The 18,655-nt window shown below is 61.0% G+C and carries 15 protein-coding genes and 1 pseudogene; 7 read left to right on the forward strand and 9 right to left on the reverse strand.

From position 1 onward, the window contains the following. Positions 1-287 precede the first annotated feature (287 nt). The 4 genes from JFV26_RS17040 (at position 288) to JFV26_RS17055 (ending at position 6,680) form a co-directional block, all read left to right on the forward strand. Positions 288-1,811 carry a fumarate hydratase gene (locus JFV26_RS17040; RefSeq protein ID WP_201194136.1) on the forward strand — a complete coding sequence of 508 codons (1,524 nt, stop codon included), beginning with the start codon at positions 288-290 and terminating at the stop codon, positions 1,809-1,811. Between the two features lie 198 nt (positions 1,812-2,009). Beyond that, positions 2,010-3,776: a sensor histidine kinase gene (locus JFV26_RS17045; protein WP_201194138.1), complete on the forward strand. Its 1,767-nt coding sequence runs from the start codon at positions 2,010-2,012 to the stop codon at positions 3,774-3,776. Continuing rightward, positions 3,770-5,101 carry a sigma-54-dependent transcriptional regulator gene (locus JFV26_RS17050; protein WP_201194140.1) on the forward strand — a complete coding sequence of 444 codons (1,332 nt, stop codon included), beginning with the start codon at positions 3,770-3,772 and terminating at the stop codon, positions 5,099-5,101. The genes JFV26_RS17045 and JFV26_RS17050 overlap by 7 nt, the downstream gene beginning before the upstream one ends. A 256-nt stretch (positions 5,102-5,357) precedes the next feature. After that, positions 5,358-6,680 (forward strand): MFS transporter, encoded by a 1,323-nt coding sequence (locus JFV26_RS17055; protein WP_201194141.1) that lies wholly within the window; start codon positions 5,358-5,360, stop codon positions 6,678-6,680. A gap of 136 nt (positions 6,681-6,816) precedes the next feature. Here JFV26_RS17055 and JFV26_RS17060 read toward each other — a convergent pair whose 3' ends face one another. After that, positions 6,817-7,572, reverse strand: coding sequence for a COG4705 family protein (locus JFV26_RS17060; RefSeq protein WP_201194143.1), 756 nt, complete (start codon positions 7,570-7,572; stop codon positions 6,817-6,819). Between the two features lie 456 nt (positions 7,573-8,028). Between JFV26_RS17060 and JFV26_RS17065 the strand changes: the two genes are divergently transcribed. Both JFV26_RS17065 and JFV26_RS17070 read left to right on the forward strand, forming a co-directional pair. Then, positions 8,029-8,262, forward strand: coding sequence for a hypothetical protein (locus JFV26_RS17065; protein ID WP_201194145.1), 234 nt, complete (start codon positions 8,029-8,031; stop codon positions 8,260-8,262). Between the two features lie 225 nt (positions 8,263-8,487). Continuing rightward, positions 8,488-9,105: pseudogene (locus tag JFV26_RS17070) on the forward strand (flavin reductase family protein); the annotation flags it as partial. A 12-nt stretch (positions 9,106-9,117) separates the two neighbouring features. On the opposite strand, the gene JFV26_RS17075 reads toward JFV26_RS17070, so the two are convergent. Both JFV26_RS17075 and JFV26_RS17080 read right to left on the reverse strand, forming a co-directional pair. Further along, the gene (locus JFV26_RS17075; RefSeq protein ID WP_201194250.1) at positions 9,118-9,348 is read right to left on the reverse strand and encodes a hypothetical protein; all 231 of its coding nucleotides are present in this window, start codon (positions 9,346-9,348) and stop codon (positions 9,118-9,120) included. Between the two features lie 41 nt (positions 9,349-9,389). Beyond that, positions 9,390-9,743, reverse strand: a complete 354-nt coding sequence (locus JFV26_RS17080) for a putative quinol monooxygenase (RefSeq protein WP_201194147.1) — start codon at positions 9,741-9,743, stop codon at positions 9,390-9,392. A 335-nt stretch (positions 9,744-10,078) separates the two neighbouring features. On the opposite strand from JFV26_RS17080, the gene JFV26_RS17085 reads away from it, so the two are divergent. Next, a complete protein-coding gene (locus JFV26_RS17085; RefSeq protein WP_201194149.1) occupies positions 10,079-11,008 on the forward strand; it encodes an AraC family transcriptional regulator in 930 nt (309 codons plus the stop codon). Between the two features lie 123 nt (positions 11,009-11,131). Here JFV26_RS17085 and JFV26_RS17090 read toward each other — a convergent pair whose 3' ends face one another. From JFV26_RS17090 to JFV26_RS17115, 6 genes are all read right to left on the reverse strand, one after another. Beyond that, positions 11,132-12,187 (reverse strand): ABC transporter ATP-binding protein, encoded by a 1,056-nt coding sequence (locus tag JFV26_RS17090; RefSeq protein WP_201194151.1) that lies wholly within the window; start codon positions 12,185-12,187, stop codon positions 11,132-11,134. A gap of 15 nt (positions 12,188-12,202) precedes the next feature. Continuing rightward, the gene (locus tag JFV26_RS17095) at positions 12,203-13,051 is read right to left on the reverse strand and encodes an ABC transporter permease (RefSeq protein WP_201194152.1); all 849 of its coding nucleotides are present in this window, start codon (positions 13,049-13,051) and stop codon (positions 12,203-12,205) included. After that, positions 13,048-13,956, reverse strand: a complete 909-nt coding sequence (locus JFV26_RS17100) for an ABC transporter permease (protein WP_201194154.1) — start codon at positions 13,954-13,956, stop codon at positions 13,048-13,050. Before JFV26_RS17100 ends, JFV26_RS17095 begins: the two co-directional genes overlap by 4 nt. A gap of 141 nt (positions 13,957-14,097) precedes the next feature. Then, positions 14,098-15,201, reverse strand: a complete 1,104-nt coding sequence (locus JFV26_RS17105) for an extracellular solute-binding protein (RefSeq protein WP_201194156.1) — start codon at positions 15,199-15,201, stop codon at positions 14,098-14,100. A 218-nt stretch (positions 15,202-15,419) separates the two neighbouring features. Then, positions 15,420-16,868, reverse strand: coding sequence for an aldehyde dehydrogenase family protein (locus JFV26_RS17110; RefSeq protein ID WP_201194158.1), 1,449 nt, complete (start codon positions 16,866-16,868; stop codon positions 15,420-15,422). Continuing rightward, positions 16,865-18,502, reverse strand: a complete 1,638-nt coding sequence (locus JFV26_RS17115) for a 5-guanidino-2-oxopentanoate decarboxylase (RefSeq protein WP_201194160.1) — start codon at positions 18,500-18,502, stop codon at positions 16,865-16,867. The genes JFV26_RS17110 and JFV26_RS17115 overlap by 4 nt, the downstream gene beginning before the upstream one ends. Positions 18,503-18,655: the final 153 nt, after the last annotated feature.

Raw genomic sequence — 18,655 nt, forward strand, 5'->3', positions numbered from 1 at the left:
CCTCGTTTCACTCGACAGCTCCTACCCCCCTACACAGCTCCTACACAGCTCCTACACAGCTCCTCCAAGCTCCTACAGGGATCAGGTTCATGCCGTCGACCTGCGTATGCGACCAACGACTGACTGCTGACGCGTGTACCCGCCAGCGAGGCGCGTTATACTGCCGCGCCTTTTTAGCGTCGCGCCAGCAGCCCCGGCGTGCCTTGTAAAGATGCTTGCAACCGACCGATGCACCCAAGCTGCAAGCACCTTATTGAATGTTCCCGTCTTTTAGAGGAGCGCGACTCATGACCGTGATCAAGCAAGACGACCTGATTCAGAGCGTTGCCGACGCCCTGCAGTTCATTTCTTATTACCACCCCGTTGACTTCATTCAGGCGATGCACGAAGCCTACCTGCGCGAAGAATCGCCAGCAGCCCGTGATTCGATGGCGCAAATCCTGATCAACTCGCGCATGTGCGCCACCGGCCACCGCCCGATCTGCCAGGACACCGGCATCGTGACCGTGTTTGTCCGTGTGGGCATGGACGTGCGTTGGGATGGCGCCACCATGGGCCTGGACGACATGATCAACCAAGGCGTGCGCCAGGCTTACAACCTGCCGGAAAACGTCCTGCGTGCCTCGATCCTCGCCGACCCGGCGGGCGCTCGTAAAAACACCAAGGACAACACCCCGGCCGTTATCCACTACTCCATCGTTCCGGGTAACACCGTGGAAGTGGACGTGGCGGCCAAGGGCGGCGGCTCCGAGAACAAATCGAAGATGGCCATGCTCAACCCGTCCGACTCGATCGTCGACTGGGTGCTGAAGACTGTGCCAACCATGGGCGCCGGCTGGTGCCCTCCGGGCATGCTCGGCATCGGCATCGGCGGCACCGCCGAGAAAGCGGCGGTGATGGCCAAGCAAGTGTTGATGGAATCCATCGACATCCACGAGCTGAAAAGGCGCGGCCCCTCCAACCGTATCGAAGAGATGCGCCTGGAGCTGTTCGAGAAGGTCAACCAACTGGGCATCGGCGCCCAGGGCCTGGGTGGCCTGACCACCGTGCTCGACGTGAAGATCATGGATTACCCGACCCACGCCGCTTCGTTGCCGGTGTGCATGATCCCGAACTGCGCCGCCACCCGTCACGCGCACTTCGTGCTCGACGGTTCCGGCCCGGCCTCGCTGGAAGCGCCACCGTTGGACGCCTACCCGGAAATCGTCTGGGAAGCCGGCCCGTCGGCTCGTCGCGTCAACCTCGACACCCTGACCCCGGAAGACGTGCAGAGCTGGAAGCCGGGCGAAACCGTCCTGCTCAACGGCAAGATGCTCACCGGTCGCGACGCCGCGCACAAGCGCATGGTCGAGATGCTGAACAAGGGTGAAACCCTGCCGGTGGACCTCAAGGGTCGCTTCATCTACTACGTCGGCCCGGTTGATCCGGTGCGCGAAGAAGTGGTTGGCCCGGCTGGCCCGACGACGGCGACGCGGATGGACAAGTTCACCCGTCAGATCCTCGAGCAAACAGGCCTGTTGGGCATGATCGGCAAATCCGAGCGCGGCCCTACCGCCATCGAAGCGATCAAAGACCACAAAGCCGTTTACCTGATGGCAGTCGGCGGCGCGGCTTACCTGGTGGCGCAAGCGATCAAGAAATCCCGCGTCGTGGCGTTCGCCGAACTGGGGATGGAAGCCATCTACGAGTTCGACGTAAAAGACATGCCGGTCACCGTTGCTGTCGACAGCAAGGGTGAGTCGGTACACATCACCGGTCCTGCCATCTGGCAGAAAAAGATCAGTGAAAGCCTGGCGGTAGAAGTGCAGTAAGCGCTTCGCTCTCCAGACACGGCCGGGTCGTCTCCCAAGGTGACCCGGCCGTTTTTTTTGCGATTGCCGAAACACCCTGATGAAAAAGCCTCGCGAAGATGACAATCAGCCAAAGAGGCCGCAGGGTATAGACAGGGCGCAGAGCCAGGCATCTGCGTGGTATCGTGCCACCCCCTCCTGCCATCCGTTCGCCCCAGCATGCTGCCGACTTCCCGTACCTTGCGTCTGTCGTTGTATACCCTGCTGATCATTGCCGGTGCTGCCCTCACGGCCGGCATGGCCATGCGTCACGCCGAACGCCAGGCCCTGGAAGAGGACGCCGCCCGTGCCAACCAGCAACTGGCGCTGTACGCCAATTCCCTGCACACCTTGATCGACCGCTACCGCGCCCTGCCCGCCGTGTTGGCGCTGGACCCGGAGCTGCGTTCAGCTCTCGATGGCCCGGTGAGCCCCGAGCAGCAGGACCTGCTGAACCGCAAACTGGAAAAGATCAACGGCGCCGCGCAATCCTCGACACTGGAACTGCTCGACCACACCGGCCTCGCCGTAGCCGCCAGCAACTGGCGTTTGCCCAGCAGTTACGTCGGCCACAACTATGGTTTTCGCCCCTATTTCAGCCAGACCCGCACCCAGGGCACCGGGCGCTTTTATGCCGTGGGCGTGACCAGCGGCATTCCGGGTTACTTCCTGTCCAGCGCGGTAACCCGCGACAACGGCGAGTTCCTCGGTGCGATGGTGGTGAAACTCGAATTCCCCGAACTTGAGCGCGAATGGCGCCAGGGCACGGACACCCTGCTGGTCAGCGATGCCCGCGGGATCATCTTCATTGCCAACCAACCGGGCTGGCGATATCGCCTGCTCAAACCGCTGATCGACAGCGATCACGCCGAACTCAAGACCACGCGCCAATACGACAAGCAACCGCTGACGCCGCTGGTCTATCAATCGAAACGACGCTTCGACGACAACAGCGACCTGGCCCAAGTCGAAGGTCCCGACGGCACGGCGGATTACCTGTGGGAATCCCTGCCCCTGCCCGCCGAAGGCTGGACGTTGCACCTGTTGCGCCGCCCGCAAATCGCTTTCGAAGACAGCCGCAATGCTGGTCTCGCTGCCGCAGGGTCATGGCTGGCGGTGGTGTTTCTGTTGCTTTTCCTCTACCAGCGCTGGCGCCTGGCGAAAATGCGCCAGCGCAGCCGTGAAGAACTCGAACAACTGGTGGAAGAACGCACCCGCGACCTGCGCACCGCCCAGGACGGTCTGGTGCAATCGGCCAAACTGGCGGCGCTCGGACAGATGTCGGCAGCGCTGGCCCATGAAATCAACCAGCCGCTGACCGCCCAACGCATGCAGCTTGCTACGCTGAGGCTGCTGCTGGATCACGGCCGGGTCGATGACGCCTACAAGGCGCTCAAACCGGTGGACGACATGCTGACGCGCATGGCGGCGTTGACCGGCCACCTGAAAACCTTCGCCCGCAAAAGCCCCAGCGGCCTGCGCGAACGGCTGGACCTGGCGGCGGTGGTCGATCAATCCTTGCAGTTGCTCGATGCGCGCCTGCGCGAAGAAAACGTCAGCACCGTGTTGCACCTGACCCGCCCGGCCTGGGTCCGTGGCGATGCGATTCGCCTGGAACAAGTGCTGATCAACCTGCTGCGCAATGCCCTCGACGCCGTGCACGACAAACCGTGCAAGCGCCTGGAAATCCGCCTCGAAGCCGATGAACAGTTGTGGCGCCTGACCGTTGCCGATAACGGTGGTGGCATTGCCGAGGAACACCTGGTCAACGTCTTCGACCCGTTCTTCACCACCAAACCGGTGGGCGACGGGTTGGGCCTGGGGCTCGCGGTGTCGTTCGCCATCGCCCACGAATCGGGTGGACGCTTGAGTGCCGGGAACCACGACAATGGCGCGGTGTTTACCCTGACCTTGCCGATCGATCTGGAGGTGCCCCTCTCATGCTGAATTCGGTGATCGTGGTCGACGACGAAAGCAGCATCCGCAGCGCCGTTGAACAGTGGCTGAGCCTGTCGGGGTTCGAGGTGCAGTTGTTCAGCCGTGCCGATGAATGCCTGGCACAGTTGCCGACCCACTTCCCCGGCGTCATCCTCAGCGACGTGCGCATGCCCGGCATGACCGGCCTGGAACTGCTGGCCGAAGTGCAGCGGCGTGATGCCGACTTGCCGGTGATTTTGTTGACCGGCCACGGCGATGTGCCGATGGCGGTCGAAGCGATGCGCGATGGCGCGTACGACTTTCTGGAAAAACCCTTCAGCCCGCAAACCCTGCTTGGCAGTCTGCGCCGGGCCCTGGAGAAGCGCCGGCTGGTGCTGGAAAACCGTGCCTTGCACGTACAAGCCGACAACCGGGCCAAACTCGACGCCACGCTGCTCGGCGTCTCCCGCGGCCTGCAGACCTTGCGTCGGCAGGTGCTGGACCTCGCGACGTTGCCGGTCAACGTGTTGATCCGGGGCGAAACCGGCAGCGGCAAAGAGTTGGTCGCCCGCTGCCTGCACGACTTCGGCCCGCGCGCCGCCAAGCCGTTCGTGGCGCTGAACTGTGCGGCGATTCCAGAGCAATTGTTCGAGGCCGAGCTGTTCGGTCACGAGAGCGGCGCCTTCACCGGTGCCTCGGGCAAGCGCATCGGCAAGCTTGAATACGCCGACGGCGGCACGTTGTTTCTCGATGAAATCGAAAGCATGCCGCTGGCTCAGCAGGTCAAGTTGTTGCGGGTGTTGCAGGAGCAGAAGCTTGAGCGGCTGGGGTCGAACCAGAGCATTCGTGTGGACTTGCGGATTATCGCCGCGACCAAACCCGACCTGCTGGACGAAGCCCGCGCCGGGCGTTTTCGCGAGGACCTGGCCTACCGCTTGAACGTCGCCGAATTGCGCCTGCCGCCGTTGCGCGAGCGCCGCGAAGACATTCCGTTGTTGTTCGAAACCTTTGCCCGGAATGCCGCCGAACGCCTGGGGCGGACCTTCCCGCCCTTGAGCGGTCCGCAATTGAGCCATCTGCTGAGCCACGATTGGCCGGGCAATGTGCGGGAACTGGCGAACGCGGCCGAGCGGCAGGTGTTGGGGTTGGGTGAGCCGGAACCGGTAGGCATCGACCCTGGCCAGTCGCTGGCGGCGCAGCAGGAAGCATTTGAAGCGCAATGCTTGCGCGCGGCGTTGACCCGGCACAAGGGCGATGTGAAAGCGGTGCTTGAAGAGCTGCAACTGCCGCGCCGCACGTTTAATGAAAAGCTGCAGCGGCATGGGTTGACCCGCGAGATGTTTATCTGCGAATGACCGTCAAGATCAAAAGATCGTCCGAACGCGGCCCGAGCCTTCGGCAGCTCCTACGCGCCTGTGGGCGCCGCCGAAGGCTGTGATTTTTTCGGCGGTTTTCCGCTCAAAACCCTCTACCAATAAGCGGTTTTCCGCTCAACATATCCTGCCACCCCCTCTAAACCGGCCCTCATCTCCTTGGCACAGCTCCTGCTATAGCCCCAGCAGGCTGCGTTTACACGCGCTCCACAAAAACAATTAAACGAAGGATCCTTCAATGGATAACTCCAACGCCCTGCCCCTCGGGTCGGCCGTCGCGCCGGCCAAAGAAAGAACCACTTCGAGCCGGATCAAATCGATCTTCAGCGGCTCGGTCGGCAACATGGTCGAGTGGTACGACTGGTACGTCTACGCCGCGTTCTCGCTGTACTTCGCCAAGTCCTTCTTCCCGGCGGGTTCCACCACTGCGCAGCTTATGAATACAGCGGCGATCTTTGCCGTAGGCTTCCTGATGCGCCCGATCGGCGGCTGGTTGATGGGCCTCTATGCGGACCGCGCCGGTCGTAAACGTGCGTTGATGGCCTCGGTGTATCTGATGTGCTTCGGCTCGCTGCTGATCGCCCTGAGCCCCAATTATGAAACCATCGGCATCGGCGCACCGATCCTGCTGGTGTTCGCTCGTTTGCTGCAGGGCCTGTCGGTGGGTGGCGAGTACGGCACCTCGGCGACCTACCTCAGCGAGATGGCGACCAAGGAACGTCGCGGCTTCTATTCCAGCTTCCAGTACGTGACGCTGATCTCCGGGCAGCTCATCGCCCTGGCCGTGCTGATCGTGCTGCAACAGGTGCTGACCACCGAACAACTGTACGCCTGGGGCTGGCGCATCCCGTTCGCCATCGGCGCGCTGTGCGCGGTCGTGGCGCTCTACCTGCGTCGTGGCATGGAAGAGACCGAGTCGTTCAACAAGGTCAAGAAAGAGCAGAAAGAAAGCGCCATGCGCACGCTGATGCGTCATCCCAAGGAACTGATGACCGTGGTCGGCCTGACCATGGGCGGCACCCTGGCGTTCTACACCTACACCACCTACATGCAGAAATACCTGGTGAACACCGTCGGCATGAGCATCACCGACTCCACCAGCATCTCGGCAGCCACGCTGTTCCTGTTCATGTGCCTGCAACCACTGATCGGCGCGCTGTCGGACAAGGTGGGTCGTCGGCCGATCCTGATTGCCTTCGGCGTACTCGGCACGCTGTTCACCGTACCGATCCTGACCACCCTGCACACCATCCAGTCCTGGTGGGGTGCGTTCTTCCTGATCATGGCGGCGCTGATCATCGTCAGCGGCTACACCTCGATCAACGCAGTCGTCAAAGCCGAACTGTTCCCGACCGAGATCCGTGCACTGGGTGTCGGCTTGCCGTACGCGCTGACCGTATCGATCTTTGGCGGCACCGCCGAATACATCGCGCTGTGGTTCAAGAGCATCGGCATGGAAACCGGCTACTACTGGTATGTCACAGCGTGCATCGCGGTGTCGTTGCTGGTGTACATAACCATGAAAGACACCCGCAAGCATTCGCGGATCGAGACGGACTGACTGCTGCATTTGTAGCGGCTGTCATGGCCTCTTCGCGGGCAAGCCCCCGCTCCTACGGTTTTACATCGTTCACAAATGTTGTGAACGACTCATGCCTGTAGGAGCGAGGCTTGCCCGCGAAGGGTACGACCCGGTTTTAAGTCAACTCGGCAACCGCTCGCTTGCCCAACCTGTTTTGCGCGTAAGCCGCGCCCGCAATCATCACCACCAAAACCCCCGCCAACACCAGCGACGAGCCAATGGTGCCGAAATCCAGGCCACCCTTTTCATGGGGTTTGGTCAGGAAGTCGCCCAGGGTTGCGCCGAACGGCCGAGTCAGCACGAACGCCACCCAGAACAGCAGCACTGACGAAATCCTGGTGAAGTACTTGAGCAACACCACCACCGCGATGGTCGAGCCGATCAACAGTGCGCCGCCGGCAAAGCCCAGGCCCGAGTCATCGGCCAGGTAATCGCCGAGCGCAGTGCCCAGGGTGTTGGAAAACAGAATCGCCATCCAGTAGAACATCTCGCCACGAAAGGTCTGGACCTTGCTGACGTTCAGCGAATCGCCGCTCAGGCGCCAGGCTGCGAAGATCCCCGCCAGAATCGCAATCAGGATCATCGACCCGGTGGCGTAACCCAACCCGAGGGTGCGATCCATGAAGTCGGACATCGTCGTGCCGGCCGTGCTGGTGGACAGAATCACGATCCAGTACAGCACCGGTTTGTAGGTTTTGGACATCAACTGCGTGACCAGGGTCAGCACGAACACACTGATCAAAATCAGCGAACTGATGGCGTAGCCAACGTTGAGGGTCATCGACAGCAAGTCACCGGCAGTTTCCCCCAGAGTCGTCGCGCAGATTTTCATCACCCAGAACGCCAGGGTGATTTGAGGCAGCTTATTCATTACGGGTAGAACTCCAATGGTCATGACGGCCGTTTTCTCAGGGTTATGGCCGACACGCAGACTGACGACGAAGCGGTGAAAATTAGGTAGGTGCTGTATGAAAAATCCGTCATGCAAGCCCATTGTTTTACGCATAACCCGGCAACATCACTGATCCCCGCGACCTTTTCCAGCCGGACGCATCCATACCCGCATGACGCACGTATATCAGTTGCAGGCCCCAAAGCGACGAAGGCCTGAGGGTCGGGTAGATCTGCATGAAAAAACTGTCATCCCGGATTAATCACCGGTTAATGCCCGAAACTCATCCTGACCCTGCCTGATCGATTAATTGCAATGCGCCCAAGTAAGCCCCGAAAGCGAGAAAGCCTGACGGCTTTAATATCTAATTAATCGATACTTTCTAGTATTAAATTGCAGTTTTAAATCAACTTTAATGAACCTGGAGTCACAGACATGAAAACCCAACTGTTCCTCGCCCTGGCCCTGACCGTACTGGCGGCCAACACCTACGCCGCGGATGGTTCCGACAAAACCGGCACAGCAGACTTCATTTCTGGAGCCACTGCTGCCGTCGAACACACCCACTCGACGGCTGTTGCCTCGGATGGTTTCGATCACACCGGCACCGCTGGCGCCATCGCCGCTGATGGCTTTGATAAAACCGGTACGACGGGTGCCATCGGTTAACACATTGAGGAGATTGAACAGCCCGGCTTCGGCCGGGCTTAGTCATTTCTGGGCCAGGCAAAATTTCCACATCGCCCTTGTAGGAGCAAGGCTTGCCCGCGATGGCGGTGGATCTGTCACCTCATGACTGAATGTGCCGCCGCCATCGCGGGCAAGCCTTGCTCCTACAGTGCTGGCACTTGCACTATGGTGTTCATCCCGAACGCCGCCCCAGGAATCCCTTCCATGCCCGACGACATCCACTACTACGAACCCGCCAACGGCCACGGCCTGCCCCATGACCCGTTCAACGCCATCGTCGGCCCGCGCCCCATCGGCTGGATTTCTTCGCAAGATGCCAACGGCCACCTGAACCTGGCGCCCTACAGCTTCTTCAACGCGTTCAACTACATTCCGCCGATCATTGGTTTTTCCAGCGTCGGGCGCAAAGACAGCCTGAACAACATCGAACAGACCGGCGAATTTGCCTGGAACCTCGCAACCCGGCCGCTGGCCGAGCGGATGAACCAGAGCAGCGCCATGGTCGCGCCCGACACCAATGAATTCGAACTGGCCGGGCTTACGCCAGCCGCCTCGAAAATCATTCAGGTGCCACGGGTCGCCGAAAGCCCGGTGTCCTTCGAGTGCAAGGTCACGCAGATCATTCAGTTGCAGCGCGCGGACGGGAACATGGTGCCAAGCTGGCTGATTCTCGGCGAAGTGGTCGCCGTGCATATCGCCAAGTGGCTGTTGAAGGATGGGGTGTACGACACCGCCGCGGCAGAACCGATTCTGCGCGGCGGCGGGCCGGCGGATTACTTTCAGCTGGGGCCTGAGGCATTGTTCAAAATGTATCGCCCAGGGCGAAAAAATAACTTACCAGAGCAGGTCGGCGTCTTCTGTGACGTCTTTGAGGCGGGTCAGCTCTTTGGCAGCGGCCAGATCGGCCTCGTTGGCCGTCTTGAAGATTTGCCCTTCAAGCACTTTATGAAAGCGTGGCGCCCCCGTGCCACCGATGGCTTTGACGGCGATCGCGGCGTGATAACCACCTTCGCCCGGTACTACAGCGGAAACAGCTTCGAAATGATCAAAGGCTTTACGTGCCATGTTGCGGATCCTGGCTAACTGAGAATGGAGCCATTAAACCCTCAACCGGCCAGTTTGTGTACCTGCGCCGTGGACTGACCCAACGCCTGGGCGGCCGAAACATCCTTGAAGGTATGGAAATCCAGGCTGTTGACCACCAGGTCTTGTACCAGCTCGGCGAAAACCTCCATGGCCGGGGTGCTGAAGTAGGCGGTCATGGCCTGTTGATGGGTCCAGAAACCGGACACCAGCCACAGGTCCGGATCGCATTGCGAGTGTTGCAGGGCAAAGCTCAGGCAACCGCTGGCCGCCCGCGATGGCTCGATCAACGCGCTCAGGCGAATACCGAGTTCCACCGAACGCCCGGCGCGGGCACGAACGAAGGCCATATGACTGACGGGGATCTGCGTAGACATGTTCAACCCTCCCGGGGAGTTGTGTAGCAGCCAGGGACGGGCTGCAACAGGATCCAAGGTTAGGCGGCGCAGCGTGATTGCCGTTAGTCGATTCCTGCCGGCTTGTTGCACAATCCTGCGAGGATCCGCGAATTGACCTGAAACGCCGGGCCAGACATGTCTCACCGATGACACAACGGTTTCAAGCAAGTTTCAGCGCCGCGACACTGCTAAAACAATGCCGCGAAACAACCCAATGCAGAATCAGGCAAGCATCAGGCAGGATGTGTCTACCACTGTGGCTTGCACAAACTTATGCTCTGCCCATCAACAACGCCTCACCGAGGAGGCCCTGCATGTCGTCGTTCGATCACTTTCAAGCCCCGCTGGACGCCGACATGGAGAAGCAGCGCGAGGAACTGGCCGCGATCATCCGCCGCAATACGTCGGAGGATGGCAATTACGCCACTGCCGTCAGCTCGCTGTTCATGTCGCGTCACAGTCAAACCCATCAGTTCGCCCCGGTGCTGGCGCAACCGGCACTGTGCATCATGGCCCAGGGGCGCAAGGAAGTTCGGCTGGCCGATGAAGTCTTCAATTACGACCCGCTCAATTACCTGGTGGTCTCGGTCTCGATGCCCGTAACCGGCCGCGTGGTGACTGTTACCTCTGAAGAACCGATCCTCGCTGTGCGGTTGGACATCGACCCGGCGGAAATCACCGCGCTGATCGCCGACGCCGGCCCCATGGGCGTACCCACCCGACCCACCGGGCGCGGGCTGTACGTCGAACGGCTGGATGCGGCGATGCTCGACGCCGTGCTGCGCCTGACCCGTCTGCTCGACACGCCGAAAGACATCGCCATGCTCGCGCCGCTGATTCGCCGGGAGATTCTGTATCGCCTGTTGCGCAGCCAGCAGGGCCATCGACTGTATGAAATCGCCATCGCCAATAGCCAGAGCCATCGCATCAGCCAGGCGATCAAATGGCTCAACGGCCACTATGAGCAACCGTTGCGCATTGATGATCTGGCGAAGGAAGTGAACCTGAGCGTGTCGACGCTGCATCACCGTTTCAAGGCGATGACGGCCATGAGTCCGTTGCAGTATCAAAAGCAGTTGCGATTGCAGGAAGCTCGGCGCTTGATGCTCGCCGAAGGGCTGGAAGCGTCGGCGGCGGGGTATCGGGTGGGGTATGAAAGCCCGTCGCAGTTTAGCCGCGAGTACAGCCGGTTGTTCGGGGCGCCGCCGCTTAGAGATTTGGCGCGGATGCGATTGACGGTATAACCGAGCTCAACCGCAACCTGTAGGAGCAAGGCTTGCCCGCGATGAACGATGACTCGGTGTGCCTGACACACCGCATCAAGCCAATCGCGGGCAAGCCTTGCTCCTACAGGCACGGTGGTGTTTTCAGGCGCTGAGTACCCGGCAAGCCTCAGCCGGCAACGTCACTGAAACCGGATTACCGATACTCAACCCAAACCCCTGACACGGCGTGCTCAGCGCGGTAAACGACACTCCGGAACACTCCACCGTGGTTTCAATCGTCGCGCCGATGTCGCGCACAAACGTCACCTTGCCCAGCAAGCGATTACCCGCTGTAGCCTGCGGCTGCGACAGTTGCAGGTCTTCCGGGCGAATCAGCATCTTGACCTTCTCCCCGACCACAATGCTGCTGCAGATCGGCACTTGCAGCGCATCACCACCGGGCAAACCAACCTTGCCATTACCCAACGCGGTGGCCGGGAAAATGTTGCCCGAACCGATAAAGTCCGCGACAAACTCATTGGCCGGATGACGATAGATCTCGATCGGCGTGCCCACTTGCTGCACCCGATGTTCACCCAGCACCACGACGATATCGGCCATGGTCATTGCCTCACGCTGATCGTGCGTCACCATGATCGTGGTGATGTTCAGCCGTTGCTGCAACTGACGGATTTCCACCTGCATCGACTCACGCAACTTGGCATCCAGCGCCGACAGCGGCTCATCCAGCAGCAGGATTTTCGGCCGCGCGGCAATCGCCCGGGCAATCGCCACGCGCTGGCGTTGACCGCCGGAGAGTTTCGCCACCGGGCGATCAATCATTTCCTGCAGTTGGATCAGTTCCAGTAACTCCACCACCCGCGCCTGCTGATCGGCCTTGCTCACGCCGCGCAGTTTCAGCGGATAAGCGATGTTCTCCCCCACCGTCATGTGCGGAAACAGCGCCAGCGACTGGAACACCATGCCGAAGTTGCGCAGGTGCGCCGGGGTGTGGCCGATGTCCTCACCGTCCAGGCGAATCTCGCCGCCCGTCAGGGTTTCGAGGCCGGCGATCATCCGCAGCAACGTGGTTTTGCCGCAGCCCGACGGACCGAGGAAACACACCAGTTTGCCCTCAGGCAAATGCAGGTTTACATCCTTTACCGCGCAGGCCGAGCCGTAGTGTTTCTCGACGTTTTCCAGAATCAGACCAGTCATGTTGCACCTCAAGAATCAGAACGAAACGCCACCTTCACCCACCAGCTTCTCCAACGCCCAGATCAGGACGAAGTCGATCAGCACGATCAGCACGGCAAACGAGAAAACGGTTGGGTCGAGCGATGACACGGTGCGGCTGTACATCCAGATCGGCACGGTCATGACGTCGATGGTGTAGAGGAAATAGGTCACGGTGAATTCGTTGAACGAGACGATGAACGCCAGCAGCATCCCCGCCAGAATCCCCGACTTCATCAAGGGCACCACCACATCGACAATCGCCCGGGTCGGCGACGCGCCGAGCATTTGTGCGGCCTCTTCGACTTCGCTGCCAATCGATAGCATCGCTGCCGTGCAGTTTTTCACCACGAACGGCAACGCCAGGATCACGTGGGCGATCACCAGCCGCGAGGTGGTCATCTGGAACGGCAGGCTGTCGAACACCAACAGCAATGCCAGGCCCAACACCACCATCGGGAACACCAATGGCAGCGACATCAATTGCAGCGCCACGGCTTTACCGCGGAACTCGCAACGGGTCAGCGCGTAGGCCGCCGGCACGGCGATGATCGTGGCGAACACCATGGTCAGGCACGCCACCATCAAGCTGGTGGTCATGGCTTTGCCCAGGCTCAGTACATCGCTGGCGTCCGGCGAAACGAAGGTGTGCCAGGCCGCTCGATACCATTGCAGGCTGTAACTGCTGGGTGGGAAGTCGAGGTTCGACGCGCCGCTGAACGACATGACGATCATCGTCAGGATCGGCAGTACCGCCAACAACAGGATAAAACCGGACAACACGCCCGCGAACTTGCCGGTTTCCCCGGGCAGCAGCGAATAACGCTTCTTGGTCAACGTGCTCATTGCGAAGCCTCCAGCATGCGCCGACGACGGCCAGTGATGTATTCAGACAACGTCATGATCGCCAGGGTAGTAATGATCAACACCACACCGGCAGCGGACGCGGCGGGCCAGTTCATCAGCGGAGCGATCTGGTCATGCACCATCACCGCCAGCATCGGCACTCGGCGACCACCGAGCAGCAAAGGCACCACGAAGCTGCTGGCGTTATAGGCGAACACCAGTGTCGCGCCAGTGATGATCCCCGGAAAACTCATCGGCAACACCACCTGGCGGAACACCTGGAAGCGGCTGGCGCCCAGGGTCGCGGCGGCTTCTTCGTAGGTCCGCGCGACGCCGCGCATGGCGCTGGCAATCGGCAGCACAGCCAGCGGAAACGCAGTTTGCACCAGGCCCATCAACACGCCATTTTGGTTGTAGAGCAGCATGATCGGTCGCTTGATCAGGCCCAGGCCCATCAGCGCCTGATTGAGCATGCCCGCCGGGCCGAGAATCACCAGCCAGCCGTAGCTTTGCAACAGCAGGTTGACCAGCAATGGCAGCAGTACGGCGGCGAGGAAGATCCGTCGAATAAACGGCGAGGTCAGGCGCGACATGGTGTAAGCCACCGGGATCGCCAGCAGCACGGCGATCACTGCGCTGAACAACGCCAGGCGTAGGGTCAGCATCAGGGATTTAAGGTAATAGGGTTCCAGCAACTGGGCGTAACTGGCCAGGCTGAACCCGGACCATTCCGCGCCCTTGGTGCCCACGCTCATGCGTAGCACCAGCAGGCTCGCGGCAATCAATACGCCGAGAAACAGCATCGACGGCGACAGGAAAAACCAGGCGCGGGTGGTGGGCGACACACCGCGGCGCGAACGCACTGGCACGGCGGCGACCGGATGAGTAAGAGGTTGGTGTTCCATAGCAAAGGTCTCGTCAATGGAAGATCAGAAATATCCGCGCACCCGGTCCTGTAGGAGCTGCCGAAGGCTGCGATCTTTTGATCTTTTCAGAGCCGCCGAAGAGCAGGATCAAAAGATCGCAGCCTTCGGCAGCTCCTACGATCAGGAAGAAAAGATTTCCGTGTAGCGACGAATCCATTGGTCATGCACGGTGGCCAGGAAGGCGTTGTCGTGCATGATCGCCTTGTCGGCAATCTGCTCTGGCGTGAGGATGTACGGGCTCTTGCGCGCTTCGGCGGAGATGATCGCCTTGGCGTTGACCGGGCCGTTGTAGATGTCTTCAGCCATTTTGCCCTGCACCAGTGGGTCCAGGGAGTGGTTGATAAAAGCGTAGGCCATGTCGGTATCGCCGGGGCGATTCTTCGGCATCACCGATTGCATCAGGTCGGTGTAGAAACCTTCCTTCATGCCAAAGGTTGCACTCAGACCGTAGGCCGGATCGCGGATCTGTTTCGGGAAGAACGCGGGGGCGTACAAGCCGCCCATGTCCAGGGAGCCGGTGCGGAACAGCTCGGCAATCTGGTTCGGGTTCTCGCCCAGGGTCACCACGCGATCCTTCAGCTCAGCGAGTTTCTTGAAGCCCGGCTCGATGTTGTGTTCGTCACCACCGGCCAGTTTGGCAGCGATGATGATCAGGTCCATGGCCTCGGTCCAGTTCGGCGGCGGCAGGAAGATGTTCGGGGCCAGGTCTGCGTCCCACAGCGCGGCGTAACTGTCCGGCGCTTCTTTCTGGGTACGGGTGCTGTAGACCAGACTGTTGCACCACAGCAGGTAACCGATGCCGTGACCGTTGGCACCCGTGCGGTATTTCTCCGGCACGTCCACCAGGTTCGGGATGCGGTTCAGGTCGGGCTTTTCCAGCAGCCCGGCGGCGGCCAGACCTTCGGCGCCAACGCCCGCCAGGGTGATGATGTCGTACTGCGGACGATCACCGCCGGCCTTGAGTTTGGCGACCATTTCCGAGGTACTGCCGGTGCGGTCAGCAATGACCTTGCAGCCGTACTTGTCTTCGAAGGTTGCCGCGATGTTGCGCAGCGCCGCCAGGCCGGTGTCATCGGACCAGGTCAACAGGCGCAGGGTCTTGCCCTGGAAGCGGGTATCGCTGGCGTTGGCACGGATGAAGGGCATGCTCATGGCCGCCGCTGCAACCGAAGCTACGCCCACGGTCTTGATGAATTGCCGTCTGTTCAGATCATGCTGGCCCATGAAGGACTCCCTTTGTTTTTTTTAATATGAGGTTGGTCGCAACCGTTGCATCCGCGCGTTCAGATCTGCTTCAAGCCCCCGGTTTCAAAGGACTTGCGCTGAGCCGACGAGTTCATCCTGAGGTCGTGCAAAACACCTGACTATCGATAAAAACTCATCGAAGCCATGACGCTGACGCATGCCTCGTTTGGAGGCATGCACTCACCTTTTTCGAGCGTTCAGACGGCCCGAATCACGTGTTTTATTTCCTGGAAAGCCTGCAAACCCCACGGCCCCAACTCGCGGCCGATGCTGCTCTGTTTGTAGCCGCCCCAGGCGGTCTGCGGGAAGATCACTTGCGGCGCATTGATCCACACAAGCCCCGCCTGCAAGGCGTTGGCGACCCGATCAGCGGCCGCGTTGTCACGGCTGACCACGCTGGCCACCAGGCCAAACTGGCTGTCGTTGGCCAGGGCAATCGCCTCGGCTTCGCAGGTGAAACTGCGCACGCAGATCACCGGCCCAAAAATCTCTTCACACCACAGCGCACTGTCGAGGGGCACTTCGGTGAAAATCGTCGGTTGCAAAAAATAGCCGCAAGGCAAGCCGGCCGGGCGATTGCCGCCGCAAATCAACCTGGCGCCAGCACTCAAGCCGCGATCAATGTGGCCGAGCACGCGCTGATATTGCGCCTGATTGACCAGTGCGCCCATCTCCACATTCGGGTCGAACGGGTCGGCCACGCGAATCGCTTCGGCACGGGCCTGCAAACGGATCAGGAATTCGTCCGCCAGCTCATCGGCGACCAGCACGCGGCTGGTGGCCGAACACATTTGCCCGGCGTTGAAGAAACCACCGCCACAGGCCAGCTCCACAGCCAGTTCAATGTCGGCGTCCTTGAGCACCAGCAGTGAGGACTTGCCGCCCAATTCCAGGCTCACGCCCTTCACGGTTTCGGCGGCACGTTGCATGACCTGAACACCGACCGCGTTGCTGCCGGTGAAGGAAATCTTGGCGATGCGCGGGTCAGCCGACAGCGGCGCGCCGACCGCCAGGCCAGTGCCGCAGACCAAGTTGAACACGCCCTTGGGCAAGCCGGCCTCGGCGATGATCGCGGCCAGCTCCAGCTCCGGCAGCGGCGTGACTTCCGACGGCTTGAGCACCACGCAGCACCCGGCGGCCAGGGCCGGGGCGAGTTTCCAGGCCGTGGTGACCATCGGGAAATTCCACGGCACGATCAGGCCAACGACGCCGCATGGTTCGCGGCGCAGGCGTGCGCTGAAGTCGTCGCTTGGCAACTCGACGGCGCTGTCCTGCTTGGCGTCCAAGCCCTCGGCCAGGCCGGCGTAGTACTCGAACGTAGCGATCACGTCATCGACATCGATAGCCGCTTCGAACAGCGGTTTGCCGTTGTTGCTCGACTGCAAATGCATCAACTGTTCGCGACCGGCCTGCACGCCAGCGGCGATTTTGCGCAGGATCGCACCGCGCTCGGTGCCGGTGGTTTTCGACCAGTCGCCGAAGGCTTTGGTCGCGGCGTTGACGGCTTGGTCAACGGCTTGAGCATCGCCGCCATTAACGGTAGTCAACAGGGCTTCGGTCGCCGGGTTGATCACCCGCAAATGTTCCTGGCCGGCGGACCATTGGCCATCGATGTACAAACCCTCCAGAGTGGTTGGGAAACTCATTTCGACACCGCCTTCATCCACTGAGTCTGATCGATTTCAATCAGGGTCGGGCCCTGACGGTCGGCGGCAGCGCGCAGTGCGCTGCGCAGTTGCTCGACACCATTCACTGCTTCGGCGGCGCAGCCCAAAGCCTTGGCCACACCGATAAAGTCCGGGGTGTAGATGTCCACGCCCACCGGTTCGATGGCGCGGTTGAGCATGTACTTTTTGATTTCTTCGTAGCCCTGGTTATTCCACAGCAGGACGATGACCGGCGTACGCGCTTCAACGGCGCTGGCCAGTTCCGGCAGGGTGAACTGCAGGCCGCCGTCGCCGATCAGGCACACCACGGGCGGACGGGCGCCGCTTTCAACGCTGCCGCCGAGCCAGGCACCGATTGCCGCCGGCAAGGCGTAACCCAGGGTGCCGTAACCGGTGGACGAATTGAACCAGCGGCGCGGACGCTCCGGGTTGAAGGTCAGGTTGCCGGTGTACACCGGCTGGGTCGAATCGCCGACAAACACAGCGTCCGGCAGTTCGTGCAATACGGTTTCGAGGAAGCGGGTCTGGGCCAGGGTCGGCGCATCCCAAGTCGCGGCCAGTTCTTCACGCAAACGCGCGGCACGCACCTGGCCCCAATCGTTACGGCGTTCGGCCAGCGACTTGTGCGACAGCGCACTCAGCAAGGCTTGCGCGGCGTTGCGCGAGTCGGACACCAGCGCGACGTGCGGCGGGTAGTTACGCACGGTCTGGTCCGGGTCGATATCGACGCGCAGCAGTTTGCCGGGGATCTCGAAGCCGCCCGCGAAGGTCACGTCGTAATCGGTTTCGGCGAGTTCGGTACCGATGGCCAGCACCACGTCAGCCTCCGCGACCAGGGCGCGGGTGGCGACCAGGCTTTGGGTCGAACCGATCAACAATGGATGGTTGGATTCGAGCATGCCTTTGGCGTTGATGGTCAGCGCGACGGGGGCGTCGAGCAATTCAGCCAGTTCGGTCAACTCGGCAGCGGCCTCGATGGCACCGCCACCGGCCAGGATCAACGGGCGTTTGGCGCCGGCCAGCAACGCTGTCATGCACGAAACGGCGGTCGGCGAGGCACCTGCGCGATCGATGTTGACCGGTACGCTGCTGAGCAAGTCATCGGCTTCTTCTACCAACACATCCAACGGAATTTCGATGTGCACCGGGCGCGGACGACCGGCCTGGAACAACGCGAACGCACGGGCCAATACCCCCGGCAATTCCGACGCCGACATCAAAGTATGGGAGAACGCCGCGACGCCGCCGACCAAGGCGCTCTGGTTCGGCAGCTCATGAAGCTTGCCGCGACCACCACCCAACTGGTTGCGGGTCTGCACGCTGGAGATCACCAGCATCGGGATCGAATCCGCATACGCCTGACCCATCGCTGTGGTGATGTTGGTCATGCCAGGGCCTGTGATGATGAAGCAGACACCCGGTTTGCCGCTGGTGCGGGCGTAGCCGTCGGCCATGAAGCCGGCACCTTGTTCGTGACGCGGAGTGACGTGGTTGATGCTCGAACGGGCCAGCCCGCGATACAGCTCAACGGTATGCACCCCGGGAATGCCGAACACCTGCTCGACCCCGTAGTCTTCGAGTAACTTGACCAATACTTCGCCGCACGTCGCCATGTCTTTGCCCTTCTTGTTCGTTTGAGACGCCGGGCCTGCGCAGTGTTTATGATGCGTAGGCAAGCCCAGGGATGGCCTCATTGGAACGGGCGAGACGTAGCCGCAACAATGGATAAAAAGTCATACTAGCCATGTCCTCACGTCATACCTTGG

It is taken from the genome of Pseudomonas sp. TH31, assembly GCF_016650815.1.
GTDB lineage: Bacteria > Pseudomonadota > Gammaproteobacteria > Pseudomonadales > Pseudomonadaceae > Aquipseudomonas.

Excerpts from the sequence above, each read along its gene's own strand:
- JFV26_RS17040 (WP_201194136.1), top strand. The coding sequence starts at position 288 with ATGACCGTGATCAAGCAAGACGACCTGATTCAGAGCGTTGCCGACGCC.
- JFV26_RS17045 (WP_201194138.1), top strand. The coding sequence starts at position 2,010 with ATGCTGCCGACTTCCCGTACCTTGCGTCTGTCGTTGTATACCCTGCTG.
- JFV26_RS17050 (WP_201194140.1), top strand. The coding sequence starts at position 3,770 with ATGCTGAATTCGGTGATCGTGGTCGACGACGAAAGCAGCATCCGCAGC.
- JFV26_RS17055 (WP_201194141.1), top strand. The coding sequence starts at position 5,358 with ATGGATAACTCCAACGCCCTGCCCCTCGGGTCGGCCGTCGCGCCGGCC.
- JFV26_RS17060 (WP_201194143.1), bottom strand. The coding sequence starts at position 7,572 with ATGAATAAGCTGCCTCAAATCACCCTGGCGTTCTGGGTGATGAAAATC.
- JFV26_RS17065 (WP_201194145.1), top strand. The coding sequence starts at position 8,029 with ATGAAAACCCAACTGTTCCTCGCCCTGGCCCTGACCGTACTGGCGGCC.
- JFV26_RS17075 (WP_201194250.1), bottom strand. The coding sequence starts at position 9,348 with ATGGCACGTAAAGCCTTTGATCATTTCGAAGCTGTTTCCGCTGTAGTA.
- JFV26_RS17080 (WP_201194147.1), bottom strand. The coding sequence starts at position 9,743 with ATGTCTACGCAGATCCCCGTCAGTCATATGGCCTTCGTTCGTGCCCGC.
- JFV26_RS17085 (WP_201194149.1), top strand. The coding sequence starts at position 10,079 with ATGTCGTCGTTCGATCACTTTCAAGCCCCGCTGGACGCCGACATGGAG.
- JFV26_RS17090 (WP_201194151.1), bottom strand. The coding sequence starts at position 12,187 with ATGACTGGTCTGATTCTGGAAAACGTCGAGAAACACTACGGCTCGGCC.
- JFV26_RS17095 (WP_201194152.1), bottom strand. The coding sequence starts at position 13,051 with ATGAGCACGTTGACCAAGAAGCGTTATTCGCTGCTGCCCGGGGAAACC.
- JFV26_RS17100 (WP_201194154.1), bottom strand. The coding sequence starts at position 13,956 with ATGGAACACCAACCTCTTACTCATCCGGTCGCCGCCGTGCCAGTGCGT.
- JFV26_RS17105 (WP_201194156.1), bottom strand. The coding sequence starts at position 15,201 with ATGGGCCAGCATGATCTGAACAGACGGCAATTCATCAAGACCGTGGGC.
- JFV26_RS17110 (WP_201194158.1), bottom strand. The coding sequence starts at position 16,868 with ATGAGTTTCCCAACCACTCTGGAGGGTTTGTACATCGATGGCCAATGG.
- JFV26_RS17115 (WP_201194160.1), bottom strand. The coding sequence starts at position 18,502 with ATGGCGACGTGCGGCGAAGTATTGGTCAAGTTACTCGAAGACTACGGG.